Annotated in this window: 16 protein-coding genes; 7 read left to right on the forward strand and 9 right to left on the reverse strand. The window is 43.7% G+C overall.

All coding sequences use genetic code 11. The features are described from left to right. Position 1: 1 nt before the first annotated feature. The 5 genes from BUC20_RS28425 (at position 2) to BUC20_RS28445 (ending at position 6,866) form a co-directional block, all read left to right on the forward strand. Entirely contained in the window at positions 2-1,651 is a 1,650-nt protein-coding gene (locus tag BUC20_RS28425; protein WP_073236426.1) for a L,D-transpeptidase family protein, read from the forward strand. A gap of 265 nt (positions 1,652-1,916) precedes the next feature. Then, positions 1,917-3,035, forward strand: a complete 1,119-nt coding sequence (locus BUC20_RS28430; protein WP_073236429.1) for a serine hydrolase domain-containing protein — start codon at positions 1,917-1,919, stop codon at positions 3,033-3,035. A gap of 102 nt (positions 3,036-3,137) precedes the next feature. Next, the gene (locus BUC20_RS28435; RefSeq protein WP_073236432.1) at positions 3,138-3,812 is read left to right on the forward strand and encodes a DUF4386 domain-containing protein; all 675 of its coding nucleotides are present in this window, start codon (positions 3,138-3,140) and stop codon (positions 3,810-3,812) included. 210 nt (positions 3,813-4,022) lie between these two features. Then, entirely contained in the window at positions 4,023-5,810 is a 1,788-nt protein-coding gene (locus tag BUC20_RS28440) for a serine hydrolase domain-containing protein (RefSeq protein ID WP_073236435.1), read from the forward strand. Between the two features lie 3 nt (positions 5,811-5,813). After that, on the forward strand, positions 5,814-6,866 hold the full coding sequence (locus tag BUC20_RS28445) for a ligand-binding sensor domain-containing protein (protein WP_200801084.1): 1,053 nt from the start codon (positions 5,814-5,816) through the stop codon (positions 6,864-6,866). An 88-nt stretch (positions 6,867-6,954) separates the two neighbouring features. On the opposite strand, the gene BUC20_RS28450 is transcribed toward BUC20_RS28445, so the two are convergent. After that, entirely contained in the window at positions 6,955-7,146 is a 192-nt protein-coding gene (locus BUC20_RS28450; protein WP_062549601.1) for a cold-shock protein, read from the reverse strand. 78 nt (positions 7,147-7,224) lie between these two features. Next, positions 7,225-9,756 (reverse strand): BamA/TamA family outer membrane protein, encoded by a 2,532-nt coding sequence (locus tag BUC20_RS28455; protein ID WP_143166953.1) that lies wholly within the window; start codon positions 9,754-9,756, stop codon positions 7,225-7,227. A 385-nt stretch (positions 9,757-10,141) separates the two neighbouring features. Between BUC20_RS28455 and BUC20_RS28460 the strand changes: the two genes are divergently transcribed. Continuing rightward, the gene (locus BUC20_RS28460; protein WP_073236441.1) at positions 10,142-10,831 is read left to right on the forward strand and encodes a YdcF family protein; all 690 of its coding nucleotides are present in this window, start codon (positions 10,142-10,144) and stop codon (positions 10,829-10,831) included. Here BUC20_RS28460 and BUC20_RS28465 read toward each other — a convergent pair. From BUC20_RS28465 to BUC20_RS28475, 3 genes are read right to left on the reverse strand one after another with little or no spacing between them, the layout of a single operon-like run. Continuing rightward, a complete protein-coding gene (locus BUC20_RS28465; protein ID WP_084529374.1) occupies positions 10,828-12,582 on the reverse strand; it encodes a CocE/NonD family hydrolase in 1,755 nt (584 codons plus the stop codon). The two genes, BUC20_RS28460 and BUC20_RS28465, sit on opposite strands and share 4 nt — an antisense overlap. Positions 12,583-12,617: 35 nt before the next feature. Beyond that, positions 12,618-13,337: a LytR/AlgR family response regulator transcription factor gene (locus BUC20_RS28470; RefSeq protein ID WP_200801085.1), complete on the reverse strand. Its 720-nt coding sequence runs from the start codon at positions 13,335-13,337 to the stop codon at positions 12,618-12,620. Next, a complete protein-coding gene (locus BUC20_RS28475) occupies positions 13,334-14,443 on the reverse strand; it encodes a sensor histidine kinase (protein WP_073236444.1) in 1,110 nt (369 codons plus the stop codon). Before BUC20_RS28475 ends, BUC20_RS28470 begins: the two co-directional genes overlap by 4 nt. 160 nt (positions 14,444-14,603) lie before the next feature. Between BUC20_RS28475 and BUC20_RS28480 the strand changes: the two genes are divergently transcribed. Next, positions 14,604-15,104 carry a DinB family protein gene (locus BUC20_RS28480; protein WP_073236447.1) on the forward strand — a complete coding sequence of 167 codons (501 nt, stop codon included), beginning with the start codon at positions 14,604-14,606 and terminating at the stop codon, positions 15,102-15,104. Here the strand turns inward: BUC20_RS28480 and BUC20_RS28485 are convergent. From BUC20_RS28485 to BUC20_RS28500, 4 genes are all read right to left on the reverse strand, one after another. Continuing rightward, positions 15,094-16,458, reverse strand: coding sequence for a glycoside hydrolase family 28 protein (locus tag BUC20_RS28485; protein ID WP_073236450.1), 1,365 nt, complete (start codon positions 16,456-16,458; stop codon positions 15,094-15,096). The two genes, BUC20_RS28480 and BUC20_RS28485, sit on opposite strands and share 11 nt — an antisense overlap. A 22-nt stretch (positions 16,459-16,480) precedes the next feature. Then, positions 16,481-18,184, reverse strand: coding sequence for a RagB/SusD family nutrient uptake outer membrane protein (locus BUC20_RS28490; protein ID WP_073236453.1), 1,704 nt, complete (start codon positions 18,182-18,184; stop codon positions 16,481-16,483). 15 nt (positions 18,185-18,199) lie between these two features. Further along, positions 18,200-21,352, reverse strand: coding sequence for a SusC/RagA family TonB-linked outer membrane protein (locus BUC20_RS28495; protein WP_073236456.1), 3,153 nt, complete (start codon positions 21,350-21,352; stop codon positions 18,200-18,202). Positions 21,353-21,456: 104 nt separating this feature from the next. After that, positions 21,457-23,634: an alpha-galactosidase gene (locus tag BUC20_RS28500; protein WP_073236459.1), complete on the reverse strand. Its 2,178-nt coding sequence runs from the start codon at positions 23,632-23,634 to the stop codon at positions 21,457-21,459. Positions 23,635-23,779: the final 145 nt, after the last annotated feature.

A 23,779-nucleotide genomic window follows, 5' to 3' on the forward strand; every position in this document is an offset into this window, starting at 1 on the left:
TATGAAACCATGGCTTGTGTTAATTCTCGTTCTTCCCATTGCATTTATGGCCTGCAACAGAAAGAAAATTGTAAAAATTGAGAGAGACATTACCATTACGCCAAAGAATGCGGTGACCAAACTGGAGCTGGATTCCATGCAGATGGAGCGCTATATTGCGGGTCAGCAGCTCACAGATAGTGCCGCACAGTATTTAAGGAACTTTTACAACAGCAGGAACTTTCAGTTTGCCTGGGTAGGCGAAAAAGGATTAACAGAGCAGGCCAGGGTCTTTTATGCACTGAACAAGGACTATGTTGCCGATTTTCAGGACAGTTCCATGCTCGATTCTGCCCTGCATCAGAAAATGGAATTACTGATGAAACAGGATACCATTTTCAAAAAAGCTGACAGCAGTCTGGCGAGCCTGGACTTGCAGTTAACCCGTCACTTTTTCAATTATGTGGCCAATGCCTATGCCGGAAAAGTAGATCCGGAAGTGATCCAATGGCACATTCCCCGGAAAAAGCTGAATGCAACGCTGCTTCTGGATTCGCTGATGGCCAATAAAAACACAAAAATAGACGATTGGGAACCCGTAAATCAACAGTATAAACTCCTTAAAAAAGAATTGCTCCGCTATTATACCCTGCAGAAAAAAGGGGATTTGGAAAAGATCACACTGGGGAAACAGAAAAGATATAAACTTGGCGATACCGGCCTTACCGTAAGGACGGTCAGACAGCGTTTCATTGCGCTTGGAGACAGCAGTTTAAGTGATACCCTACCCGAGTTTGATCTGGCCTTAAAAACAGCAGTAAAACAGGCACAACAACAATTTGGATATCGGGCCACAGGAATTATAGATGCCTCACTGATCAAGGAACTGAACACCCCTGTTCAACAAAGAATAGAAAAATTACTGATCAACCTGGAGCGCATGCGCTGGATGCCGGCAATGCCTGCGGGCAGAAGAATCCTGGTCAATATCCCGGATTATCAACTACATGTTTTTGAAGATCAGGAAATTGCCCTGAGCATGGGCATTGTTGTGGGTAAGGCAGCCAATAAAACGGTGATCTTTAGCAATAAGCTGAGAAATATTGTATTCAGCCCTTACTGGAACGTTCCTGCAAGCATTGTAAAAGCAGAAGTCCTTCCTGCCATGAGAAGAAACCGCAACTACCTGGCCAGTAAAAATATGGAGCAGACCGGAACCAGTAACGGACTTCCTCAGGTTCGCCAAAAACCGGGAGATAACAATTCTTTAGGCCGGGTAAAATTCCTTTTCCCGAATACCTACGACATCTATTTCCATGACACGCCTGCAAAATCACTGTTTGCCGAAGAGAGACGGGCTTTTAGCCATGGTTGCATCAGATTGTCTCAACCAGTGAAACTGGCAGAGTATCTTTTGACAGATCAAAAACAATGGACTCCGGATAAAATCGCAAAGGCGATGAAGTCTACAAAAGAAATCTGGGTGGGGATGAAAAAACCAGTTCCGGTATTCATTACCTATTTCACGGCCTGGATAGATCAGAACGGGCGTTTAAATTTCAGGGACGACATCTATGGTCATGATCAGAAAATGGCCGAACAAATGTTCCTCTCTTCTACAAAAGGACTAGCCGCCAAGGCAGCTGCAATCGCACAGCTTAAATCGAAGTAGTCGCCTCCGTATCGAGGTATTCACATTACACCGAAACAGGTCAACCGATATTGCCTTTGTTCGCATTTATCCATCCGAACATATTAATCGCTGATTCATTGTGCCGGTTATTTAACAGTGTGTAATTTCGAATAATATAAACCAGTCCTCTCCGGATTCCCGGTTGTATATATGATATACACCAGTTTATAACAAAAAAACTTATAGATATCAAGAAATTATAAATTAATTGATAAACATTAAATTAAAATCCCTGGGCCTTTTAATGATATGCTGTCTGGCGCTAAGTTCCTGCAAAGCCCAGTCAGACCATATCGAAAAATACAAGGGAAAAGCACTGCTCCAGGCAGATTTGTCTTCGGTAATCATAGATGAAAAGTCTTATCAAGACATCGCTGTGGATAGCAAGCTTGCGCAACGCTTTGATGAATTTATAACAAAATTAAAACCCAATGGTGTGAGCGTATCTATCGCGATACCGGGTAAGGGTACCTGGAACTATCAGGAAGGTTTTGTAAATAAAAAGCTGGAGATCAAAATCGATCGGCAAACATTGTTTTACTGGGCCAGTGTAGGTAAAATGTTTACATCAGTAGTGATTAACCAACTGATAAAAGAGCAAAAGCTGGGAATGGATTCAGCTCTTTCTAAATGGTTTCCTGCATTCAAATATTCAGATAAAATAACCATACAGGACTTGCTGGTCCATACCAGCGGAATATACAGTTTTAATTACGATGAGTCTTTCAATAGCAACCCAAATCTCTACTACTCCCCAGATCAACTGATCACTATTGCACAGAAAGCAAAACCACATTTCAAACCCGGGGAATACTGGTCATATTCAAATACAAATTATTTGTTGCTGGCCCTGATCGCTGAGGCGATAGCACATAAACCATTTGCGCAGATTGTACAGGAACGCATCGTAAATCCCCTTGGATTAACAAGTGTAAAAATCCTTGCACCTAAAGAGCAACTTTCAAATCTGGCCCAGGCTCATAAAGACGGCGATGTACTATCGCGTGATTATTCCGTGCCCCTTGGTGCAGGTAACCTGGTCGGGAATGCTGCAGACATGGTAAAGTTTCAGATCGCGCTTTTGTCCAATAAACTCTTTGACAGGCCGATAACCTCAGCCTTATTTGCGAAGATGTATCCGATGTTTGAAAAAGGTATGTATTACGGACAAGGTATCATGTGTTACAATTTTCCCGAAATAGACGGCTCACCTGGCAAATGGATAGGACACAGCGGTGGCATACCTGATTATAAATCCCTAGTTATTTTAGACCAGCAAACCGGAATCATTGTCGCTGTTTCAGTTAATGAAAATATCTCGGCCGAAGCTATCGCAAACAACCTGATAAAACTAGCCAGATGATCCACAGTACATCTGAAGTAACCTTCCCGCTAGTCCTCCCAGGATCTCCGTATAATATACATCAGCGCAAATCAAATATAACACATCATAAAAGATAGATTTATGGAGTCCGGAAAAGAAATCAGAATAGCGGGGGTACTTATATTGACAGGCATGTGTGCGGGCATTTTCAGTGTTGCACCAGCAATTGATTCCAGGGACTACATCACCATAGCATCCAAAAATTCCAATCAGGTAATTTTTGCTGCTGTTTTTCAATTTGTGATGTGCTTAACTTATATGGGAACCGCCATTTTGTTGTACCCAATTATCAAAAAGTTCAGCCAGAGCCTCTCTATCGGTTTTTTAAGTTTCAGAATTGTAGCTGCAACGCTTTCAATTATTGGCACAGTGCTGTTGTTATCTATCCTGGCCGTAAGTCAGGAACATTTACAAAATCCTTTACGAACCTCATCAGCCCCTGAGCTTTTAGGAAATGTGCTCAAAACCTCACGTGATTATATAAATCATGTATTCATGGTTTTAGTCTTATGTACCGGAAACTATTTGTGCTACTCATTACTGTACAGCGCAAAATTAATCCCTCAGTGGTTGTCTGTGTGGGGAATGACAAGTGCTTTTTTGTCTGTGAGTGCCAGCATATTGGTTTTGTTCCGGCAAGTAGATATCATTACTTACGAATATCTGGCTTTAAACGTTCCAACAGCTATCCATGAATTGGTTTTCGGCTTATGGCTAACCGTAAAGGGTTTTAACAAAAGAATTAATAAGCTGTAGTTTTCATTACCTGAAAAACAAGGAATTAAAAGACTTCCATTGCTTCTGTAGACGGATTTCATGTACGATTTAACCCAACAAAAAATTAACAGCTCACACACCTCTGCAGCGTATCAACATTTTATTTACAAAATTTACATTTTTATTTACAATCCAAATTCCCCTCAGGGGCATCTCTCAAAGTAATTTCGCTGAACCAATTTTGATAAGATGAAAAAAATAAGTTTAATAATCTTTTTATGCCATTGCCTGATTACGGTCAACGCACAACAGCAATATGATAAAGCCGTAAATGAACAGATCGCCCGGGTGGAAACCAATCTATCTGGAAGCATTGTTATCGACGGTAAACCCTTTACCCTTGAGGAGCGGATGAAACATTACAATGTGGCGGGAGTAAGTGTCGCTGTTATCGACAATTACAAGATGGTGTGGGCAAAAGCATATGGTTATGCTGACAAAGAAGAGAACAGGAAAGTCACCACTAATACCATGTTCGAACCCGGATCGATCAGTAAGTCACTAAATGCTGTTGGTATTCTGCAACTTGCCCAGCAGGGAAAACTGGATCTTTACCAGGACATCAATCAGTACCTTCTCAACTGGAAATTCCCTTATGACACCGTTTCTCATGGCAAGAAGATCACAACTGCCCAGTTGCTCAGCCACACCGCAGGGCTTGGGGTTCATGGTTTCCCGGGTTACCACAGGGATAGCCCAATCGCATCGGTTACCGATATTCTGGATGGCCGCCCACCTTCCAATACAGAAGCCGTACGATCGTTAACAGAACCTGGTAAGGAGGTCCGATATTCCGGCGGAGGCATCCTTATCACCCAACAAATGCTTACCGACCTTAGCAAACAACCATATGAACAATACATGAACGAGCATGTGCTCGGGCCATTGGGAATGACCAACAGTTCTTTCCATCAGCCACCTTCAACCAGCCTAAGGAAAAAGCTGGCAACCGGATATAAAACCAATGGGGATGAAGTACCGGGAAAGTATTTCATCTATCCGGAAAAAGCCGCGGCCGGACTATGGACGACGCCCACAGATATCTCCAAATACATTATTGAAATACAGCAGGCCTATCAGGGAAAATCATCAAAAGTATTGAACCAGGAAATGGTGAAATTACATTTAACGCCGTACAAGGATGATGTTGCATTGGGCACCTACATCCAGAACAGGAATGGCGAAAAATATTTTGTCCATTCGGCGAGCAATGAGGGGTTCACGGGTTATTTCCTTGGCGGACTGACCAATGGAAAAGGGGTGGCGTTGTTTGTGAACTCCGAAGATGGCGAGGTTTTACTCGAGCTACTCAACAGCGTAACGTTGGAATACAACTGGGAAGGTTTTAGAAAGCCGGAGCAAATCACTACTGTACCGGTAAACGACACGATCACCTCGAAATACATCGGAGAATATATCCTGGACGGCTTTCTTTCAGAAATCAAAAAACAGAAAGACGGACTTTACCTGTGGACCAATGGCATCAGCAGCAAAATGTATTTTACCTCGTCAACCGAATTTCGAAACCTTGAATTAGGGGGTGCAAAGGCTTTTACTTTCGATAACGCCGGGACAGTAACCGGTTATTCGAATACGATCAATGGCCGGCTGCGTGCAAAAGGACAAAAGATAAATGCTTTAGATACTTTGAAGGCCAAGCCCGGGCAATGGGGTGTTTTGGGCCGTCATTTGCTGGAGACTAAAAATTACGACAAGGCGGTTGGTTTTTTATCAAAGGGTTTGGCCAGCGAACCTTCAGACTCCTCACTGGTAAGAAACTTGGCGCATTCGTACCTGTTCAAAGGTGATCTCGAACAATCGATTGAGCTGTACCGGCGATATTTAAAGTCAGGAAAAACTGAGCATGACCTTAGGAAAAGTTTGAAAAATGATTTTCAATATTTGCGCAATGCGGGGTTTGACCATTCCGTAATAAAAAAGGCAGGCGATATACTTTTATTTAGGACCAATAAATAAAAAATGATGAAGTATTTTCATGTATATGCTTTGTGCCTGATGTCCGTTTTCTCCACCGGTTGTGGCCAAAACAGAACAAATGTACCACAAGATAGCATCAGTAAGGGACATTACCCCAGGTCTCAACCTAAAGAGAATAGTGCAGGAGAGCTAGCGGTAAGACTGGCGACCACCTCCAGGGTGCCGGTAAGTATGGTCCGAAATGTCAAACCAGCCAGAAACGGAGACATTTTGATTGCTTCTTACCTGGGCGTGTTTCGATACGATGGAACATCTTTTACCAATCTGACAAGCAGAATAAGTCCAGCTCGCTTCTCCAGCTTCTGGGATGTGCTGGAAGATAGAAAAGGGAATCTTTGGTTCGGCAGCAGGGATTCGGGTGTTTATCATTATGATGGAAAATCCTTTCAGCATCTTAGCACAAAGAATGGGCTTGCAAGTAATACAGCTACCCATATTTATGAAGATAAAACCGGCAATATCTGGATCGGCGCAAGCCGTTACGATGGGAAATCTTTCCGGAATTTTACTACCAAAGATCGATTTCCCAGTAACAATATCCGTTTGCTCCTTGAAGACAAAACCGGTAAGCTTTGGTTTGGTGCACAAGGAGAAGATATGTTCGTTCATGATGGAAAAACATTTACCGTTTTAAAAAACAAAGACGGCAAGACGTTTAGAAACGTTTGGTCGATCATCGAAGACAAAAATGGAAGCATTTGGTTCGGCGACACCAATGGTCTTTGGCGCTATGACGGCAGAACTTTCACCAAGGTTTCCCAGAGGGGCGCTTATGGTATTATCCAGGATAAAAAAGGGAATATCTGGACCACTGGTGCAGTAACGCAGCAACTCTGGGCACTTTCACGTTATGAGGCAAGCTCCCTATATCATAAAATTCCCGGGGTTACAGAAATTACCTCAGGAGGACCAATGGATTTTTTGGGACTTTTGGAAGCTAATGATGGAAGTATCTGGTTTGGATCTGGAGGCGGAGTGCATCGTTATGATGGGAAAACCATCACGGATTTTAAATCAGGAAAGGACAAAAACTAACAGGTAAAGTGCAAAATCCAAAAAACAGAGGCAAAAAAAAACTGCCTTCTTGAGAGAGGGCAGTTTTCACAATTTATATTGAGGAAATTTAAATCACCTTAACATTTACTGCATTAAGACCTTTACGGCCTTCTTCAACATCATAAGAAACTTTATCGTTCTCACGGATGTCGGCTAATAAGCCAGTTGAATGAACAAAGATTTCACTTTCGCCCGAGTTTGGAACGATGAATCCGAAACCTTTAGTTTCATTAAAAAATTTTACTACTCCTTCTTGCATTGTATTTTTTATTATAATTAAAGTACAAATGTAATTATAAATAATTGCAATTCAGTTATTTCAAAAAATATAATTTCTTTAGTACCTGAACTTCATCGTGATATAAGGGTAATAGCCTTCTTTTGAATGCGCCAATTGCGCCTGGATTACGGTAAGAATGGCCGGAGCATAGTAAAGTCCTCCCCCATAGCTGTAATGCCAGACATCAGAATGGTCGTTCTTTTCCCAAACCCTTCCCGTATCAAAGAAGGCGGTCAGGCCAAACTGACCCGGCAAAATGTATCCACCAACATTCGCCACCTTCGCCCTCAGCTCCAGGTTATTATACAACATGTGTTGTCCGCCATAACGGAAAGAACGGAAACCAAGCATATTTCCTTGTCCGCCGAGAAAATGAGATTGATAAAAAGCCTGCTTTCCAAAGGTCAGTCCCCCACCGATGCGGTCGGTCAGGGTGAATCGCCTGCCTCCACCTAAACGGTGATAAACCGCATAACTTCCCTGCAACTGAACGGATGCTTCCGAAGCGTTATTCAATCCCGTATAAGCCTTTAATTTTGTTTCTAAAAAACTTCCTGAAGAGGGCAGCACATCATTATTCCTTGTATTCCGGGTAAAACCCAGCGCCAGTCCGGCATATAACTTATCCTGATCAATGGAGGCACTATCCGGAGAATGTAACAGTGCGGTATTGCTAATGAAGCGGTCCGCATTGTCATGCCTGTTGAAGCGGTAATACTGAAACGATGGTCCTGCTGTCCAGACGGTTTTGCTTCCCCTCCACCTCAATGCCGGATCCAGTTCATACAAACTGAATCTGGCCCTGTAATACTTAATGTGTTCCCCATCTTTATTATAAGGTGTTTCATTTCCAAGTCCAAAGAAGTTTTGGGAATTTTCAGGTGCAAAGGCAGTAGCCTGTAAAACGATATCGGCCTTTCCCAATGCCTGGAACCATTCGCCGGAATACCTGAAACTAAAGGCATTGCTTTTAAAAGAATGAAGGAAAGAAAAGGAATGGATATTTCCAAAAGGCAATTTCCTGAAGCCCGGACTCATCATTTTAAAGGATAAACCAAGAGAAAGCCCGTCATCAGCATTAAACCCTGCATTGAGTAAGGTCATTTTCCTCCTGTAAAGGTCTGTCGCTACGTAATGGGTATTATTGGTATCGTTGTCAATATGTTTGCTTAACCTGGATTCTGCTCCTGAATAGGTAATTCCGCTTTCCATTCCATAAAATGGCACCACCCGTTTCGAATTCAGGACATCATAATGTTTGTTTCCCTCTCCGCCGACGATGCGCAGTTTGATATCGGATGTTTTGTTGTTCAGCGTAAGGCTGTCATTTCCATCTCTCACATACAACCTGATTTCTTTGGTTACCGAAGGATCATAGGCCCTGCTGAAGATCAGGTCTTTCAGTTTGCCATCTTTGGCGATCTTATGCATCGTCACCGTCAATCCTTTATTTTCGTTATCACTTACGTTGATCAGTTCATTTTTATTGCTTCCCTGAATGTCTACGATCCTGTTGATGAAATGGTAATAGGTATTCATCATTTCAGGCAAGTGTGTTCTTCTTTCTTTCAATTGAGCAAGCAACTGATCATGGCGGAGGGAGTAACCCGGCTCCGGTAATTTTTTCAAAGCTTTTTCAAAAACTTCATCGGTCATGGAAGCGCAGAATTCTTTTACAATGGCATTCCATTGCGCCTCATCGATCTGTCCGAAGATCCGGTTATAAGTACTTCTTCCTTCCCAGAAAAACCAGTTGATGTTCTGAAGGTTCCGCTCATAGCCCTGGATCATTGGTAACAACCAGGAAGCCTGCGCAAATTTCGGGATCAGTCCCTGTGATAAATAAAAGACCTGATCACGGTCTCTTGGTACGACCACATATTTTAAGCCGGTATCTGTTTTCTGAGGAATCCACCTCCACTGGTCTTCGTGTCTGTCCCAATCGCCAAGCAGGGCGTCTAATGCTTTTGCTTTTAATAATAAAGGCGCATTTACGCTGTTGTCGTTATTGTCGTTTAACTTCTTCAGCATCTTTTCCGTATTGTCGGTATCGCCGGCGGGCTCTCTTTCTTCCAGCAGACAAAGGCTGTTCTCAAATACTTCTGCATATTCACCGAGTACCGCATCCGGAACTACCCATCCAATCATCGGCTCACTATGGGGAATTCCTGCAGCTTTGGCAAAGACAGGCACCACCAACGCAGAAAATGGTTGCTGTGCAGACATGTTATCTTTGATGATGTCTTTTGCAAAAGTCTGTCTGAGTTCTACCGGCAAAAGGACTTCCGGGTATTTTTCTACTGTTCTCAATACCCATTCTTTTCCTTGTTTGTCTTCCAGCCTTAATGAATGGGTCTGATTTCCTCCTCCTCTTTTAATCGGCGTTAAACCGCCTTTGATCTGCGAGAGCCTGATGACCGGCACTTTGGTTTCGGCTGCATATTCTTTGCGGTAATTTTCGCCAAAAAGAAAACGGTGAAACTTACCTACTTTATCATAATCAGGATAGATCCTGATTTTCAGGGAATCCTGCGCCTGAGTGGTCAGGCCCCATAATAATAAAGCAGGAAAGAGCATATACTTATTCATCTTATACCTTTTTAAATTGTCTGGAGATCCAGACAGCAATGATCCATTCCATATTTACTCCTTCTTTTTATCAATGATAAAGGTAATCCATAAAGCCCGAAAACCCCATTGATATATGGTAAGAAATATAGCAATTTGTTTATTAAAATCAGCTACTGAATACCAGCTGTCTGAGAATGAACAAAAAAAACAATTGAAGCGTCCCGGGACTTTACGATATTGTTGTGGGATATGAAATAAGCACTTGTTTATTTCCATAAACGTAGTTATATTAAACAAGTAGTTCGGGGGGACTAAAAATTTGTAGGGGCAAAATATGTTACAGGCATAAGATAGGACTAACAGGGAGATCCTTTGTCTTGTTTAACACCAACAATTTCAGGATATGGAACCAGAAGAACTGCACCGGGAGATTTCAAAAACTCCACATTGTCCAATTATGGACCCCGAATTGGTATCGGTACTTACCGACCTTTGTTTTCAGAAAGAAAACATCAATCCCTCCGACCTCCTTTTCGTTTTTGGATCCAACGTGAAACATAAAGAAATTGCGGGTATCATCGCTGATCTTTTAGATACAGAGATCATCGATAAGGTAATTATTACGGGTGGAGTGGCAAATTTTGGCGGTTCTTACTACCACCATAAACCGGAATCTGAAAGCATCATGTCTTTCATTCCTGAGAAAAAATACAAAGACAAGCAGATTGTTCTCGAAACTGTTTCCAAAAACACACTGGAAAATGTAGTAGAAGCAAGGAAAGTCTTTTGTTTTGATCAGGTAAAGACGATCACTTTTATTTCACATTCCTATGCTTCTACCAGGGCAGCCCTAACCTTAAAGCGGTTCTTTCCGGAGGTCACCCTTTATTGTATCCCCTTTCCTTTACCTTCTGATCAGCAGGAATTCCCCGTCAACAGGCAGTTATGGTCCAAAACCAAGTACGGACAGAGCCTGGTACTGGGGGAATACCTCCGCCTGATTACCTATGGTAAACGAGGAGAATTCCCTATTGAAGATATACAGGCCCTTTTGAACCAGGTTCATGACCATCTGATGATTAAAGACAGTTAGTATTTCCAGACCGGAATGTCTACATAACTGTCATTGTACCATTTGATCTTTAAAGGGACTTTTGCATCGGTAATGCTTTCTTCACTGACGTCCTTTCCTGTACCATAATTGATTTGGGCAAAAGGATTTTTATTGATGTCGAGCATCACCAGCAAACGGCTCCCTTTGCTCAAATGCCTGCTAAACATACGTGTACTGGAAAAGGGGATGGAACTGATTTCCCCTTCTTTCAGCAGGTTTCTGTGGGTCATATCTTTGGCATAGCTGGCACGTCCTAAAAAGTAAGACAAGTGAAAATAGGTCCCATCAGGCAGGAGTTCATACAGCACCAGACCAACATCCATGTCTTTTTTATTGATACTCGCTTTCAGCAATCCACTGAATATCCCGTCTACAGATACCTCTTCTTCAAAAGGATCAGAAATAAAATACAAACCCGTAGACCGATCCAGTTCCTTACGGACAATCGGATAAGGATAATAATCGTTGTTGGTTCCTTTTCTGTCTGCAAAATCTACTTCCTGGGATAAGAAGCCCTTACTTTTCATCTTTTGTTTACTGAGCACCTGGTTTTCTCCTGATTTCTGGCCAGTCAGGTATAAGCGGAGCACCTGGTTGTTCATTTTATCAATGGCCGGAGCATGTTTCCATTTATTGGCGCCCATCACTTCATAATTGATTTTATCTTTCAGCAAAGCGGGTTTGGGCCCTCCTTTTAAGACATAATCCATCCATTCATACGTGATCTGACGCGTATTGATCAGCGCCACAGGATCTACCTTATAATCCCGCAATTCCGGAAAACCGCCCTTCTGTGCACCAAAATGATCATAGGGGCCAATGATCAGGTAGTGATTTGCATTCTTATTGTACTTGTAATGTTCTTTAAAATAACGAAGCGCAGAGATTTGTCCATCGTCATAATATCCGGTTACCGACAATACCGGGATATTGATTTTGGCAAAATCCTCTTGCCAGGGCACCATGTTCTGCCAGTATTCATCGTAAGAAGGATGCTGGAGCCAGCGCTGTAACAATGGGTTTTGTCGTCCCTCAATGCTGTCTATTTTACGGTAAGCAACACCGCTATGGTACCAGTTGAACTGCATGTCGTTCCAGTGTTTTCTATCATAATATCCGGTCTCGTCCAGGTATTTATTATTGCCGACATAAAATCCCCATCCATAATTTGCATTCAGGAACACGTTGTTTTCCATCGGCAACCCGAATCCGGGGATGGCAGCCACGTATGGCACAATTGTTTTTAGCGCAGGGTGCAGCTGTTTGGTAGCCGCCCATGCGGCAAATCCGGAATAACTGCCACCATAGATGGCCACCCGGCCATCCGTCCAGGGGTGTTTACTGATCCAATCAACTGCTCCGTTCACATCTGTTGATTCTTTTTCATAAGGATTGATGACATCCGGGCTCAATGCTTTCCCTCTGGAATTGACCACTACCCCGATATAACCATGGTCTGCCGAGCGTTTTGCCTCTGCAAGGTTATCGTCATGATCTGCATAAATGGTAAAAAATAAAGCCGCAGGCGCTGTACTGTTCAGCCCTTTTTTACGGACGACCATCGCCGAGAGGCTGATCGCCTCCTTGGTTTTGATCAGCACACTATCCTGGATATCATACGCTTGAACACCTGCGTCAGGTGTTTTTCCAGGGGCAAGAGCTTTTGGTTCCTGCCCGAAAGCATAGGCACAGAGCCCCATGCAAACCAAAATTAAATGGATTGTTTTCATCTTTTTGATACAATAAAATTTACGACATTGAGGGCTTAAACCCCATTGATAAGTTTGAATTTAACAGACTGCCTGTCGGATACATCCAGTATTTCGCCGGTACTCAGGCCGATCCGGAGTTTTCCTTTTGGCATTGGAAAGATTTCTTTAATGTAATTGAGGTTAATGATATGGGTCCTGCTGATTCTGAAAAACATTGTTTCATCCAGCCTTTCATTCAGTTGATTCAGGGATGTTTTCAGGAAGGCTTTCTGATCACCAAAATACAACCGGGCATAGTTGTCCATTGACTCGATCAGATAGACCTCTTTTAGCTTCACAAAATGACAACGTTCTCCATCTTTGATAAAGATAGTCCGGTCTGAACTCAGGCTGGCATTTTCCGCTTCTTTCTTCTTTCTATGTTCAGTAACCCGTTCCAATGCCTTTGCAAAACGTTCATCACGGATCGGTTTCATCAGGTAATCCAGGGCATTGACTTCGAAGGCCTGCACCGCGTACTGATCAAAAGCAGTGGTAAAAATCACTTCCGGCACTTCAGGTAAAGAAGCCAGCAACTCAAATCCGGATTCTCCCGGCATCTGGATATCTAAAAAGATCAGGTCCGGTTTCCTGCTTTGTATCTCCATCCTCGCCTCATCCGCATTTTGCGCTTCCCCAACTACTTGAAACAAGGGGTAATTCAGCAATGCCCGTTTTAGCTCCTCCCTTGCAGCGCGTTCATCATCGATAATCAGGACTCTCATTACTTTCATGCTAAAGGAATTATAATATTTGCCAATACAATCTGATGGTCGAAAGGCATCAATGCAACGCTTGCCTTACCCTCATACTGAAGCGCTAACCTTTCTTCCAGATTGCGGAGCCCCAATCCTTTACATCCTTTTTCAGGATCTAAAGTCCCCGGACTCAACACACTGATCTGTAACTCTTCGCCTGCTTTCTTTACGCCTATCCTGATGATCCCCCCGTCCTTTTCATTTGCGATGCCATGTTTGATCGCATTTTCGACCAGCGTATGGATAGATAGCGGCGGAATCATCACCTCATCCAGTTCCTGATCTGACTCAATCCGGCTTTCCATCCGCGCTCCAAACCTGAGTTTCTCCAGTTCCAGGTAATCCTTCACCAGACTCAGTTCGTCTTTTATCGGGATCAGGAGTACCTGGTTCCGGTAAAGAGAGATCCGCAACAACTCCGACAGCAGGTCAATTCCACGCCTGGCCGCTTTAGGATCATCGATGACCAATGCTTTGATGTTGTTCAACGAATTAAATAAGAAATGCGGGTTGAGTTGTGCAGAGAGGTTGATCAGCTGTGTTTCTTTCGCCGCAAGAACAAGTGCAGCATTTTCTTTTGTGGCCCGGATTTCCCGTTTCGCATATAAATAAAGATGGTAGGCCAACACCCAGATCGACATCAGACGCAAGCCTGTCATAAAAATGTTCAGGCCATTATAAGTCAAAAACATTTTGAAGGAAACTGTCATCTCTGCAGGATATATTTTTACAGAGCTATCTTTTGGAAAGAAATAATACGCATTGATGAGGTACAGCTTCCCACAAATCAGGATCATGTATAAAAATGCCATCAGCACAATTGCCGGAATGATGTACCAGATCAGGCGGCTCGTTGCCAGCTCTCCCCATTGGTTCTTTTTAGCAATGCTCCGGTAAATATGCGTCAATGCTATCCCTATAACAACATCGAATATAAAATGGATCAGTCCGGCGGTCAGGTCAAATACACGGCTCATGAACAAGGCGGTGAACAACCAGTACAACGAAGCAAGAGACCAGCCGATGAGCTGACATTTCCAGTAAAGGCTAAGTTTGTTGCTATGATTGTAATGCTTTTCCATAATTCCTGAACAAATATACCAATCCGAAAACGCTAAGGAATAAAAAATACAGGAGTGCCGATAAATGGGGATAAACGCAGATTATATATTAAGAAATCAATTCTTATTTGAGGGTTTGAGGAAATCTTTGCACCTTCGTATCACACAAAACCTGAGAATTATGTACCGTAGTATTGAAGATTTCCTGACCACGCGTAAAGAAGAAGAGTCAAATACCGTTAAACTGTTTTCCAATCTTACTGAGGAAACAAAGTCAGTAAAAATTCATGAAAATGTACGTTCACTGGAGCGTCTGGCCTGGCACATCACCCAAACGCTTACAGAAATGGGTAAAAATGCAGGCTTATTTGAGACCGACCTGCTGCATGAACTTCCTGTTCCGGCAACCCTGCCTGAACTGATCGAAACCTATATCAATTACAATACTTTATTGATGCGTACTGTACGATTAAAGTGGACAGATTCCAATCTTGACGACCTGGTGAACATGTATGGTGAGGAATGGAAAAAAGGAAAGATCCTTTCCATCCTGATTGCCCATGAAAGCCACCACCGCAGCCAGATGACCATTGTCATGCGTATGTTGGGTTTACCTGTTCCGGGAATCTATGGCCCGTCTAAAGAAGAATGGATTGCTTTCGGCATGCCTCCTATGGATTAATTAATTCCTTAACATCTTCATAAACGAATGGCGGACGTAAGTCTTTAGCTTTAAGAATAAACTTTACATTAACGACCTTTAGCCCTTTTACATGCCTGGCCCATAAGCCATAAGCAGGTATTTTAGGGCCAAAGGTTTTTATTTCGGGGTATTGATCTATGGCTTCAGGCACCAGTACCTTAGCATCTTCTTCAGTACCTCCTCCCGCGAGGGTAATTTCTATATTTTCCAGGCTCAGGCTGGTAATGTCATGCCCGGGAACACCCGTGATCAGGATCCCGCTGGGCGGCGTCAGCTGCGCATCATCAGCGGCAACGGCTTTTACATTTTTAATCGTCACCCGGTCCAGGATTCCTGTTTGCTGTCTGCTTTCCTCTTTGCGGAAAACGCTGAGCCTTGAACCCAGCCGGAATAACATCGACGTTCTTACATTTTCCATTGTGATGTCTGAGACCTCAATATTTCTTACCCTTGCCCCATCTACCGTGAGCAACTTGATCCCTCCATTTCTGGTATCGTAGATATGGCAATCCGAGATCTTAATGTTTTCAAAAGCCGCCATAGACTCGGTGCCGATTTTTATACCCGCCTGGTTGCTTTTTAAGCGCAGCCCGGACACGACAATATCCTTACAAGCCATTTTGGCCGAGGTTGTTTTAAAAACGAGTGCATCATCTCCGCTCACAATATCACAATCCTTAATCCTTACCTGCTGACAACCATCAATCCCGATTCCGTCATTATGGGCTACCCCTACACTCTCAATCTTTATCCCTTCAATGTGTATTTCTTTGCTCTGAAAATAATGAGAAGTCCAGGCACCGGCATACTTCAGGGTAACACCGCTTACCTTTACACCTGTACAACGCACAATGCGAATTAGAAAAGGTCTTAAGCCCCATCTTTGTCCTTCCGGACGTGTATCCGTTAAAATGTGTTTTGCTTTGATCGCTGATCCCTGCCCATCAATTACGCCGGCTCCTTCAATGCCGATGTTCCGGGCATCAATCGCTACCAGCAAGGCCCAACCTACATCAATTCCCAGCCCTTCGGTAAAAGGATCCATATTTTTATAATCTTTAAGCTCCGTACTTCCAAGCAAAACGGCATCCTTTTCCAGATAAAGTGTCACTTTATCTTTTAAAACAATCGTACCGGAAAGAAACCTTCCGGCAGGAAAAATAACTTTGCCCCCTCCCGTCTGATGACATTCATCTATGGCTTTTTGAATGGATAGCGTATTCAGGGTGCTGCCATCTGCGACAGCACCCTTGTTCAAAATATTGATATCCGCAGCCTGCACAACAGCGATAAAAGCCATAAAAACCAGGCCGCACATTAAGATCTTTTTCATATGGATTCCCCTCATCTTAAGCTTAAAACCATCCGGCATTTTGAGGATATGCGGCTCCTGTTGTCGTCGCATCTATTTGCGACTGAGGGATGGGCCTCAACACATGGAAAGGTTTGATATTCCCCTTTGCTTCATTGTTGTACAATTTCACCCTTTCCTCCAGTTTACCCGTTCTAACCAGATCCAGCCAGCGCGTCAGCTCCCCACATAATTCCCTGGAACGCTCATCCAGGATAAAATCCAGCGAAGGAATACTGCTTACATTCATCAGCTCAGGGTTAGGGTTTGGAAATGCTGCCCTTCTACGGATCATGTTCAGGTTGTTTACCGCATCGGCAGCACTCGCCCCTCCCATAAATGCGGCTTCCGCAGCAATCAGGTAAGTTTCTCCAAGACGGTACACGATCACAGACCTGATGGAAGGGTAATTCAAATCCGCCCTTTTGGTATCGTTATATTTCTGCATGTATGGAGAAAGACTCGTTGTATAATTTCTTGGCGGAATCAGGAGGTATCTGGAAGCGGCAATCTGTGCATTGGTCACGTCTTTTCCAGGCATAAAAATCGCTGTATCGCCCAGTGCAAATTTTGGTTTTCCGACTACTGCACTTGCAGGTGCTCCTGCCGGAAGTGGTGCTGTCCATACGGGAATAGAAGCAGCGTTATTGCAATACCAGACGGTCTGAAAGGTCTTTTTATATCGGGTGTCATTTACCCTTTCCTGGAAAGCGGTATTGGTAAGCCATGGTGTAGGCACACAACGGATATAAGGCCTTCCATAAAACACATCCCGCATCATTCCCGGTTGTAATTCATATTGAGGAACCCACATGTGGTTCAATACATTGTCTGCCCCACCACTATTGTTCGGTCCGTTATACGCCAGGTTTGGTGTATGTTGTACGCTCCATAACACTTCATTACTGCCTTCATTTCCTTCTGCATATACCTGTCCGAAATCAGGAAGCAGGGAAAGGCCGCTGTTATTGATCACCTCCATTGCATTGGTATACGCATCGGTATAATCCGTTGCTTTCTTTGCAGCAGAACCTGCCCTGGTCAGGTAAACCTTAGCCAGCACATGCAATGCTGCCGCTTTATTCGCTTGCCCCGGGCGTACACCTGCCGCCTTAGGGCCGACAAATAAAGCCGGTGTAGCGATCACTTCTTTTAAATCATTAATGATAAACTCATACACTTCGGCCAGGGAATTTCTGCTGGCAGCTGTAGTTGCAGCGGTCTGAAAAGTTTTGTTCAGGGTTACATCGCCCCAGAACTGTACCAGGAGAAAATAATAATTGGCCCTTAAAAATTTAGCTTCAGCCACCATACGGCTCTTTAACTGCTCATCAATTCCGGTTACCTGAGGAGCATTTTCGATAATTCCATTGCAGGTATTGATGTGGACATAACACTCTTTCCAAACTGCGGCAACCGTCCCGTTAGAAGTGTTGTAATTGCTGTTGTATTTATTGATGTCGTTGTTTCCATCTTTACCGGTATAAAATTCGTCCGTCCCGATCACGGTCATCGTAAACAGGTTCTGAGTTCCCCAGAGCATTCTTGTGCCGGCATAGGCCGCGTCCAGTCCTTTTTTAAATCCCTGTGTGGTACGGAAAAATTCGGGGGTAAGAATTGAATGTGGTTCTTCAGTAAGTTGTTTTTTACAACCTGTAATTCCTGCAATCATAAAGCAGGTAAATAACAATATAGCGAAATTTCTCATGTTCTTCTGATTGAATTAAAGCGTCATATTAAGTCCGAAAATAATGGAATAAGCCGCAGGGGTATCCACGTTTACATCCCCCCGGTTGTTGTCACTGCCAATGGCCTCCGGATCGATGCCACTGTATTTATTCCGGTATTTTGAAAACAGGATAAAGGCATCATTGGCCGTCGCATAAATACGTAAGGATTTCCCACCGATTCTGGTGAGCACCGAGCTGGGCAATACATAACCCAGTGTTAAACTCCTGATCTTTACAAAGGTGCCATCAAAGTATCCCAGTGTAGAGTTGTTTGGGGTATTTGTGGAGGCCGCATTTGGCTTTGGCCAGTAGTTTTCGTTATTTGTCGGTGTCCAGTAATTCACATTCAGGTTGTTGTAATTTCCCTGAAAAGTATTGGCAAAGCCGCTATTGTGCACCCTGCTGACAATCGTACTGCCAAAGCGGCCAAAGGCCACTACCGTAAAATCAAAGTTTTTATAGGCAATGCGGTTGGTGAAACCACCAGACCATTTCGGCTGACTGGAGCCAATAAACACGCGGTCGTCTGCATTGATCCTTTGATCTCCTGCTGCAGTAGGTGTGGTATTGGCATTGTCTACTTTGATGTTTCCAATCACAGAGCCTGTTCCGCTCAGAGACAAGCCCAGGCTTCTGGCCAATGCCGAATCGGCAGGTGTATTTTGCCAGATGCCCAAACGGCGGTAATCATAGATCGTGCCTATCGGTTGTCCCACAAACCTGCTGTTGGTAATGTCGTTGATGACGTTTTCCTGTAAGGCAGTAATCTTTCCCCGGTTGATGAAAACATTTACATCCGAAGTCCAGGAGAACTCCTTTTTTCCATCCCCTTTAATGTTCACTGTACTGATCTGGAATTCCAGTCCTTTATTTTCGGTCTTTCCAACATTGGTCAGAATGGCATTAGGGATTCCTGAAGTAGCCGGTAAATTCTGAGGCAACAACAGGTCTTCAGTGAAAGACTTGTAGGCTTCAACTGATCCCGAAATCCGGTTATCAAAAAGACCGAAATCTACACCAATATTGGCTGTTGTAGTGTATTCCCATTTTAAACCAGGATTCACCACATTTGCAAGGTACACCCCTGTAGTCGTCTGATCACCAAAGTTGTAGACCGCAGAACCCAGACTCCCCAGGGTCTGATAAGCATCAATCGCGGTATTCCCTACCCTTCCGTAACTCCCCCGGATCTTTAGATTGGAAACCGCCTTCACTCCCTTCATAAAAGACTCTTCCAACACATTCCAGGCCAATGCCGCAGAAGGGAAAAGCTGGTATTTGCTTCCTGGTGCAAGGCGGGAAGAACCATCAGAGCGCATGGTCAGCGTCATCAGGTATTTATTTTTATACCCATAATTCAAACGCCCCATATAGGAAACGATGGCCCATTTTTCGTAATCTCCGCTCCCGGTCAGGTTGGCGCCGAAAGTAGGGTTATAGTACAACAATTCGCTGGCGATATCACTGTTGTTAAAGCGGTTAGACTGCGACAGGGATTCCTGAAAACTGAATAAACCTGTCAGGTTTAGCCGGTGGTGGGTGGCAAATGTTTTATCATAAGTCAGGATATTTTCCAGTGTATAATTGCTCCTGAAACTATTCCGGTTGCTGGAAGTCGACAAGCCACCGAGGTTATTGGAAGTTGCGCTTCCGTAAAAGTTGCCATAGTTATCAGATTTGATCTCTGTACCGGCATTAAACTTATATTTAAATCCTTCGGCAAGTTTCACATCCACATATAAGGTGGTAAACGTTCCGAATCTTTTTCTGTTTTCTTCTTTTGCACCGGGTACAAAATCTGCAAGCGGGTTCCAGACCTGGTTTGCACTTCCGGGTACAAAGCCCAGCAAGGTTCCGTTTTTATCGTAAGGAATGGTCAGCGGACTGGCACGCAACACCTGTCCCATTGGATTTGCTCCTTCTCCACGGGTGGTATTATAGGTATTCAAACTACTCAGCCCTACTTTCACGATCTTCCCCAGTTGCTGGTCGAAACTGGCCTTTACACTAAAACGCTCAAATGCTTGTCCGGGGTAAATTCCTGTTTCATTATGGTACCCTGCGGATACCGCGTATTGCGTTTTTTCCACTCCACCGGAAACACCTACCTGATGATTGGTATTGAGTCCTGTTTTATAGATCAGGTCCTGCCAGTTGGTACTCCTTCCCGATTTGATCCCTTCCAGTTCCTCGGCAGCAAAAATGCCATCCGTCAGCAATCTGGGATCATCAATTCCGGTATATTTAGGTTTGCCATCTACATAATTTCCATTCACCACTGCCCATTTTTTCAGGTCTGTAAACTGAGGGCCGTTCATCACATTCACTTCACCCAGATTTTTGGTAAATCCTGCATACCCGCTATAGGTAACCACCGGAGTGCCCAAAGCTCCCCTTTTTGTGCTCACCAGAATCACACCATTTGCCCCTCTGGAGCCATAGATTGCGGTAGAAGAAGCATCTTTAAGCACTTCCAGGGAAACAACATCATCCGGGTTTAAATCGTTTATATTTCCGTTAAAGGGAATTCCATCTACCACGAACAGCGGCCCGTTGTCTGCACTGATGGACCTTACTCCCCGGATCCTGATCACCGGTGAAGCACCAGGTTTACTGTTTCCTCCTCCTTTTTGAATGTCAATACCAGCTCCTTTTCCCTGTAAAGCCTGAGATAAATTGGCGACAGGCACTTCCCTTAAAGCCTTTTCATTAACAGAAACAATAGAGCCGGTAATGTCGGATTTACGCTGTGTTCCATAGCCAACTACAATCACTTCGGTCAGTGTTTTGTTTTCGGCAACGAGTGTCACGTTGATGGTATTTCTGTTGTTTACAGGAACTTCCTGAACCAGGTAGCCTATTGAACTGTAAACCAGTGTTCCCGACCCCTCGGGGATTGTCAGGCTATAATTTCCGTTTTCATCTGTGCTGGTTCTGATGTCGGTTCCCTTTAATTTGACCATTACACTGGGTAATGTTCCATCCGCATCCCCCACTTTCCCTTTCACTACAAAACTGTTCCGTTCGGGAACCTTTCCGTAAAATGGACGATCAGTAAGAGGGTGCTTTGCCAGCACATGCAGCGTACAACAGCACCAAATAAATACCAGGAGGTATCCATGTAATGAAAATGCTCGGTTAATCATGATTTAAAGGTTTGTTCGGTTTATATTTGATCTTCTAATTGAAAAAAAAACCGCCAGATATTTATCTCTCTGATTAGCCTATATATCGCCGTTATTGTCCTTCGTTATTCTGCAACCAGCTCAAACACAGCGCTACTGAGCGGACTGATTTTTCCTGGTGACAAGTTTAAGCCCACCTTCATCAGGTAATCGCCGGAATAGGTTTTCCCATGATCAGGATGTGTGGAAACCGCATCGGGCAAAAGATTGATCTCCCTGATTTTATATTTCTTTTCCGGATCCAGTCCTGATAATAAGACTTTCCCCATATACTCTTTTCTTCTGAAATTGAGCAGGTAGTTGAACAGTACGGCTTTATTTTTAGCCTCATCCACATACATCAATACCGCCCTGTTCTCTTCATAAGGAGAAACCAGACGGTATAAATCACCAAACCAAATCACCTTACTGATGCTTTTATAGGTTTGTACCGCCGATTTGCTGAACCGGATTTCTTCCGGTGTCAGGTTTTTTACGCGGATATCATAACCCAGCTTCCCCATCATGGCCACATCTGTACGGAATTTCAAAGACTGTTTTCCCATCGAGGTTACATGGCTGGATACCGTCAGTGATGGAAAGAAGTTCAGGTATCCCCATTGGATAAACACCCTTTCCAGTCCGTCCGTATTGTCGCTGGGCCAGAATTCAGTAAAATATTTCAACCCTCCATAATCTACACGGCCTCCTCCTCCTGCACAAAGCATGATCGGAAGATGTGGGTGTTTCGCTCTTAAACGTTCCATTACCTGATACAGGCTTTTAGTATAGTCAATAAACAGGTTCCCCTGATTTTCTTTCAGAAAAGGAGAATAGGTATTGGTGAGCATTCTGTTGCAATCCCATTTGATAAAGGCAATACCCGGATTTTCTTTTAACAGGTCGTTGACCAGGTTAAATACAAAATCCTGAACTTTAGGATTCACCAGATCCAGGACCAGCTGATTTCTGGAATAGGATTCCTCCCGGTTTGGCAGCTTCAGAATCCAATCGGGATGTTGCTCATAGAGTTCGCTTTTAGGGCTGATCATTTCCGGTTCCAGCCATATTCCGAACTTCAGGTTACGGCTTCCCGCTTCCTTCACCAGGTGTCCTAATCCGCTGGGTAGTTTCTTACGATCCACCTGCCAGTCGCCCAAAGCAGTTTTATCACCATCTCTGGGGTATTTATTGCCAAACCAGCCATCATCCAGCAGGAACAGGTCCACACCGAGCTGCTGTGCCCCATCGAACAGTTCAACGAGCACATTTTCGTTGAAATCCATATGGGTAGCTTCCCAATTGTTTAATAACGTTAAACGGCCCTGATCACCATCCGGGATTTCATATTTTCTTGCCCAGCGGTGCAGGTTTCTGCTGGCCTGTCCTTTTCCTTTATTGCTATAGGTAAAGATAAAAGCAGGAGTTTCAAAGGTTTTTCCGGCGGGCAATTTGTATTCAGAAGCATAGGGATTCATGCCATTGATGACCCTCAGAGAGTTTTGCTGATCAATTTCAAAAGCACACTGAAAATTGCCGGACCAGGCCAGTGTACCTGCTATCAGCTCTCCGGTATTTTCATCCGAGGGTTTATTAAAAGACAGAAAAAAAGCAGGTGCACGGTACATCTGAGCTCTCGTTCCCAGTTTACTGTCCAGCACTTTTATTCCCGTGGTCAGCTGGCTTTCTTTCATTCTCATTTCGGTCATATAATCCCCGTCAAACTGACTGAGCCAATATTTTGAGGCTTCAAAATGAAGCATGGAGGAGGCATAATTGCTCAGGGTTACGGTTTTTTTTTCCTGATGCCTGATCTCTGTCCATGTTTTCAGCACATCCTCATTGAAATAAGCTGAAAAATGAAGGATCACCTCTACCGGATATTTCGGATCTTTAAGAGTAATGGAAGTCAGGCTAAGATCAGCACCTTTTTTTTCGGTTTGATGCCGCACATATACCAGGTCCAAAGAGGGGTTACCATCGGCATGTACCATACGGACGGCGGGTTCAAACAGGTCGCCCATACCGGCGCCAATATAAGCCTCATGCCGGGTAGATTGCAGTAAGGAATAATCTGCCTGGTTGCCGGGCTTTTGCCCGAAGTAACTCTGATACAACTTCCCGTTTCCAGCGACACTGAAAACAAGTAAACTGTTCTTCGTTTCCACAAACAACTGTGGGTTGGTCTTAGCTTCAGATGGCAGTTGCGCCTTGGAAACTGTACCATAGAGCAGGAAAAATACCAGGCAAATCTTGAATTTCATTTTTGAAGAGATTATCTGGCAATTTGAGGATTCCCGGAAAATTATAACTGGTGAATCTTAGCCAGTTAATCAGTTATTTTAGCAATTATGAAATAAATTTCATGGTTACTGTTGCGTTTTGAAAGAAAGGTTCGTTTTAAAAGAA

This window comes from Pedobacter caeni (genome assembly GCF_900129215.1).
Taxonomy (GTDB): domain Bacteria; phylum Bacteroidota; class Bacteroidia; order Sphingobacteriales; family Sphingobacteriaceae; genus Pedobacter; species Pedobacter caeni.

Coding starts and splice junctions, on each gene's coding strand:
- BUC20_RS28500 (WP_073236459.1), bottom strand. CDS start 23,634: ATGAAATTCAAGATTTGCCTGGTATTTTTCCTGCTCTATGGTACAGTT.
- BUC20_RS28485 (WP_073236450.1), bottom strand. CDS start 16,458: ATGAAAAAGATCTTAATGTGCGGCCTGGTTTTTATGGCTTTTATCGCT.
- BUC20_RS28440 (WP_073236435.1), top strand. CDS start 4,023: ATGAAAAAAATAAGTTTAATAATCTTTTTATGCCATTGCCTGATTACG.
- BUC20_RS28450 (WP_062549601.1), bottom strand. CDS start 7,146: ATGCAAGAAGGAGTAGTAAAATTTTTTAATGAAACTAAAGGTTTCGGA.
- BUC20_RS28435 (WP_073236432.1), top strand. CDS start 3,138: ATGGAGTCCGGAAAAGAAATCAGAATAGCGGGGGTACTTATATTGACA.
- BUC20_RS28430 (WP_073236429.1), top strand. CDS start 1,917: ATGATATGCTGTCTGGCGCTAAGTTCCTGCAAAGCCCAGTCAGACCAT.
- BUC20_RS28480 (WP_073236447.1), top strand. CDS start 14,604: ATGTACCGTAGTATTGAAGATTTCCTGACCACGCGTAAAGAAGAAGAG.
- BUC20_RS28490 (WP_073236453.1), bottom strand. CDS start 18,184: ATGAGAAATTTCGCTATATTGTTATTTACCTGCTTTATGATTGCAGGA.
- BUC20_RS28455 (WP_143166953.1), bottom strand. CDS start 9,756: ATGAATAAGTATATGCTCTTTCCTGCTTTATTATTATGGGGCCTGACC.
- BUC20_RS28470 (WP_200801085.1), bottom strand. CDS start 13,337: ATGAAAGTAATGAGAGTCCTGATTATCGATGATGAACGCGCTGCAAGG.
- BUC20_RS28445 (WP_200801084.1), top strand. CDS start 5,814: ATGATGAAGTATTTTCATGTATATGCTTTGTGCCTGATGTCCGTTTTC.
- BUC20_RS28465 (WP_084529374.1), bottom strand. CDS start 12,582: ATGAAAACAATCCATTTAATTTTGGTTTGCATGGGGCTCTGTGCCTAT.
- BUC20_RS28460 (WP_073236441.1), top strand. CDS start 10,142: ATGGAACCAGAAGAACTGCACCGGGAGATTTCAAAAACTCCACATTGT.
- BUC20_RS28425 (WP_073236426.1), top strand. CDS start 2: ATGAAACCATGGCTTGTGTTAATTCTCGTTCTTCCCATTGCATTTATG.
- BUC20_RS28475 (WP_073236444.1), bottom strand. CDS start 14,443: ATGGAAAAGCATTACAATCATAGCAACAAACTTAGCCTTTACTGGAAA.
- BUC20_RS28495 (WP_073236456.1), bottom strand. CDS start 21,352: ATGATTAACCGAGCATTTTCATTACATGGATACCTCCTGGTATTTATT.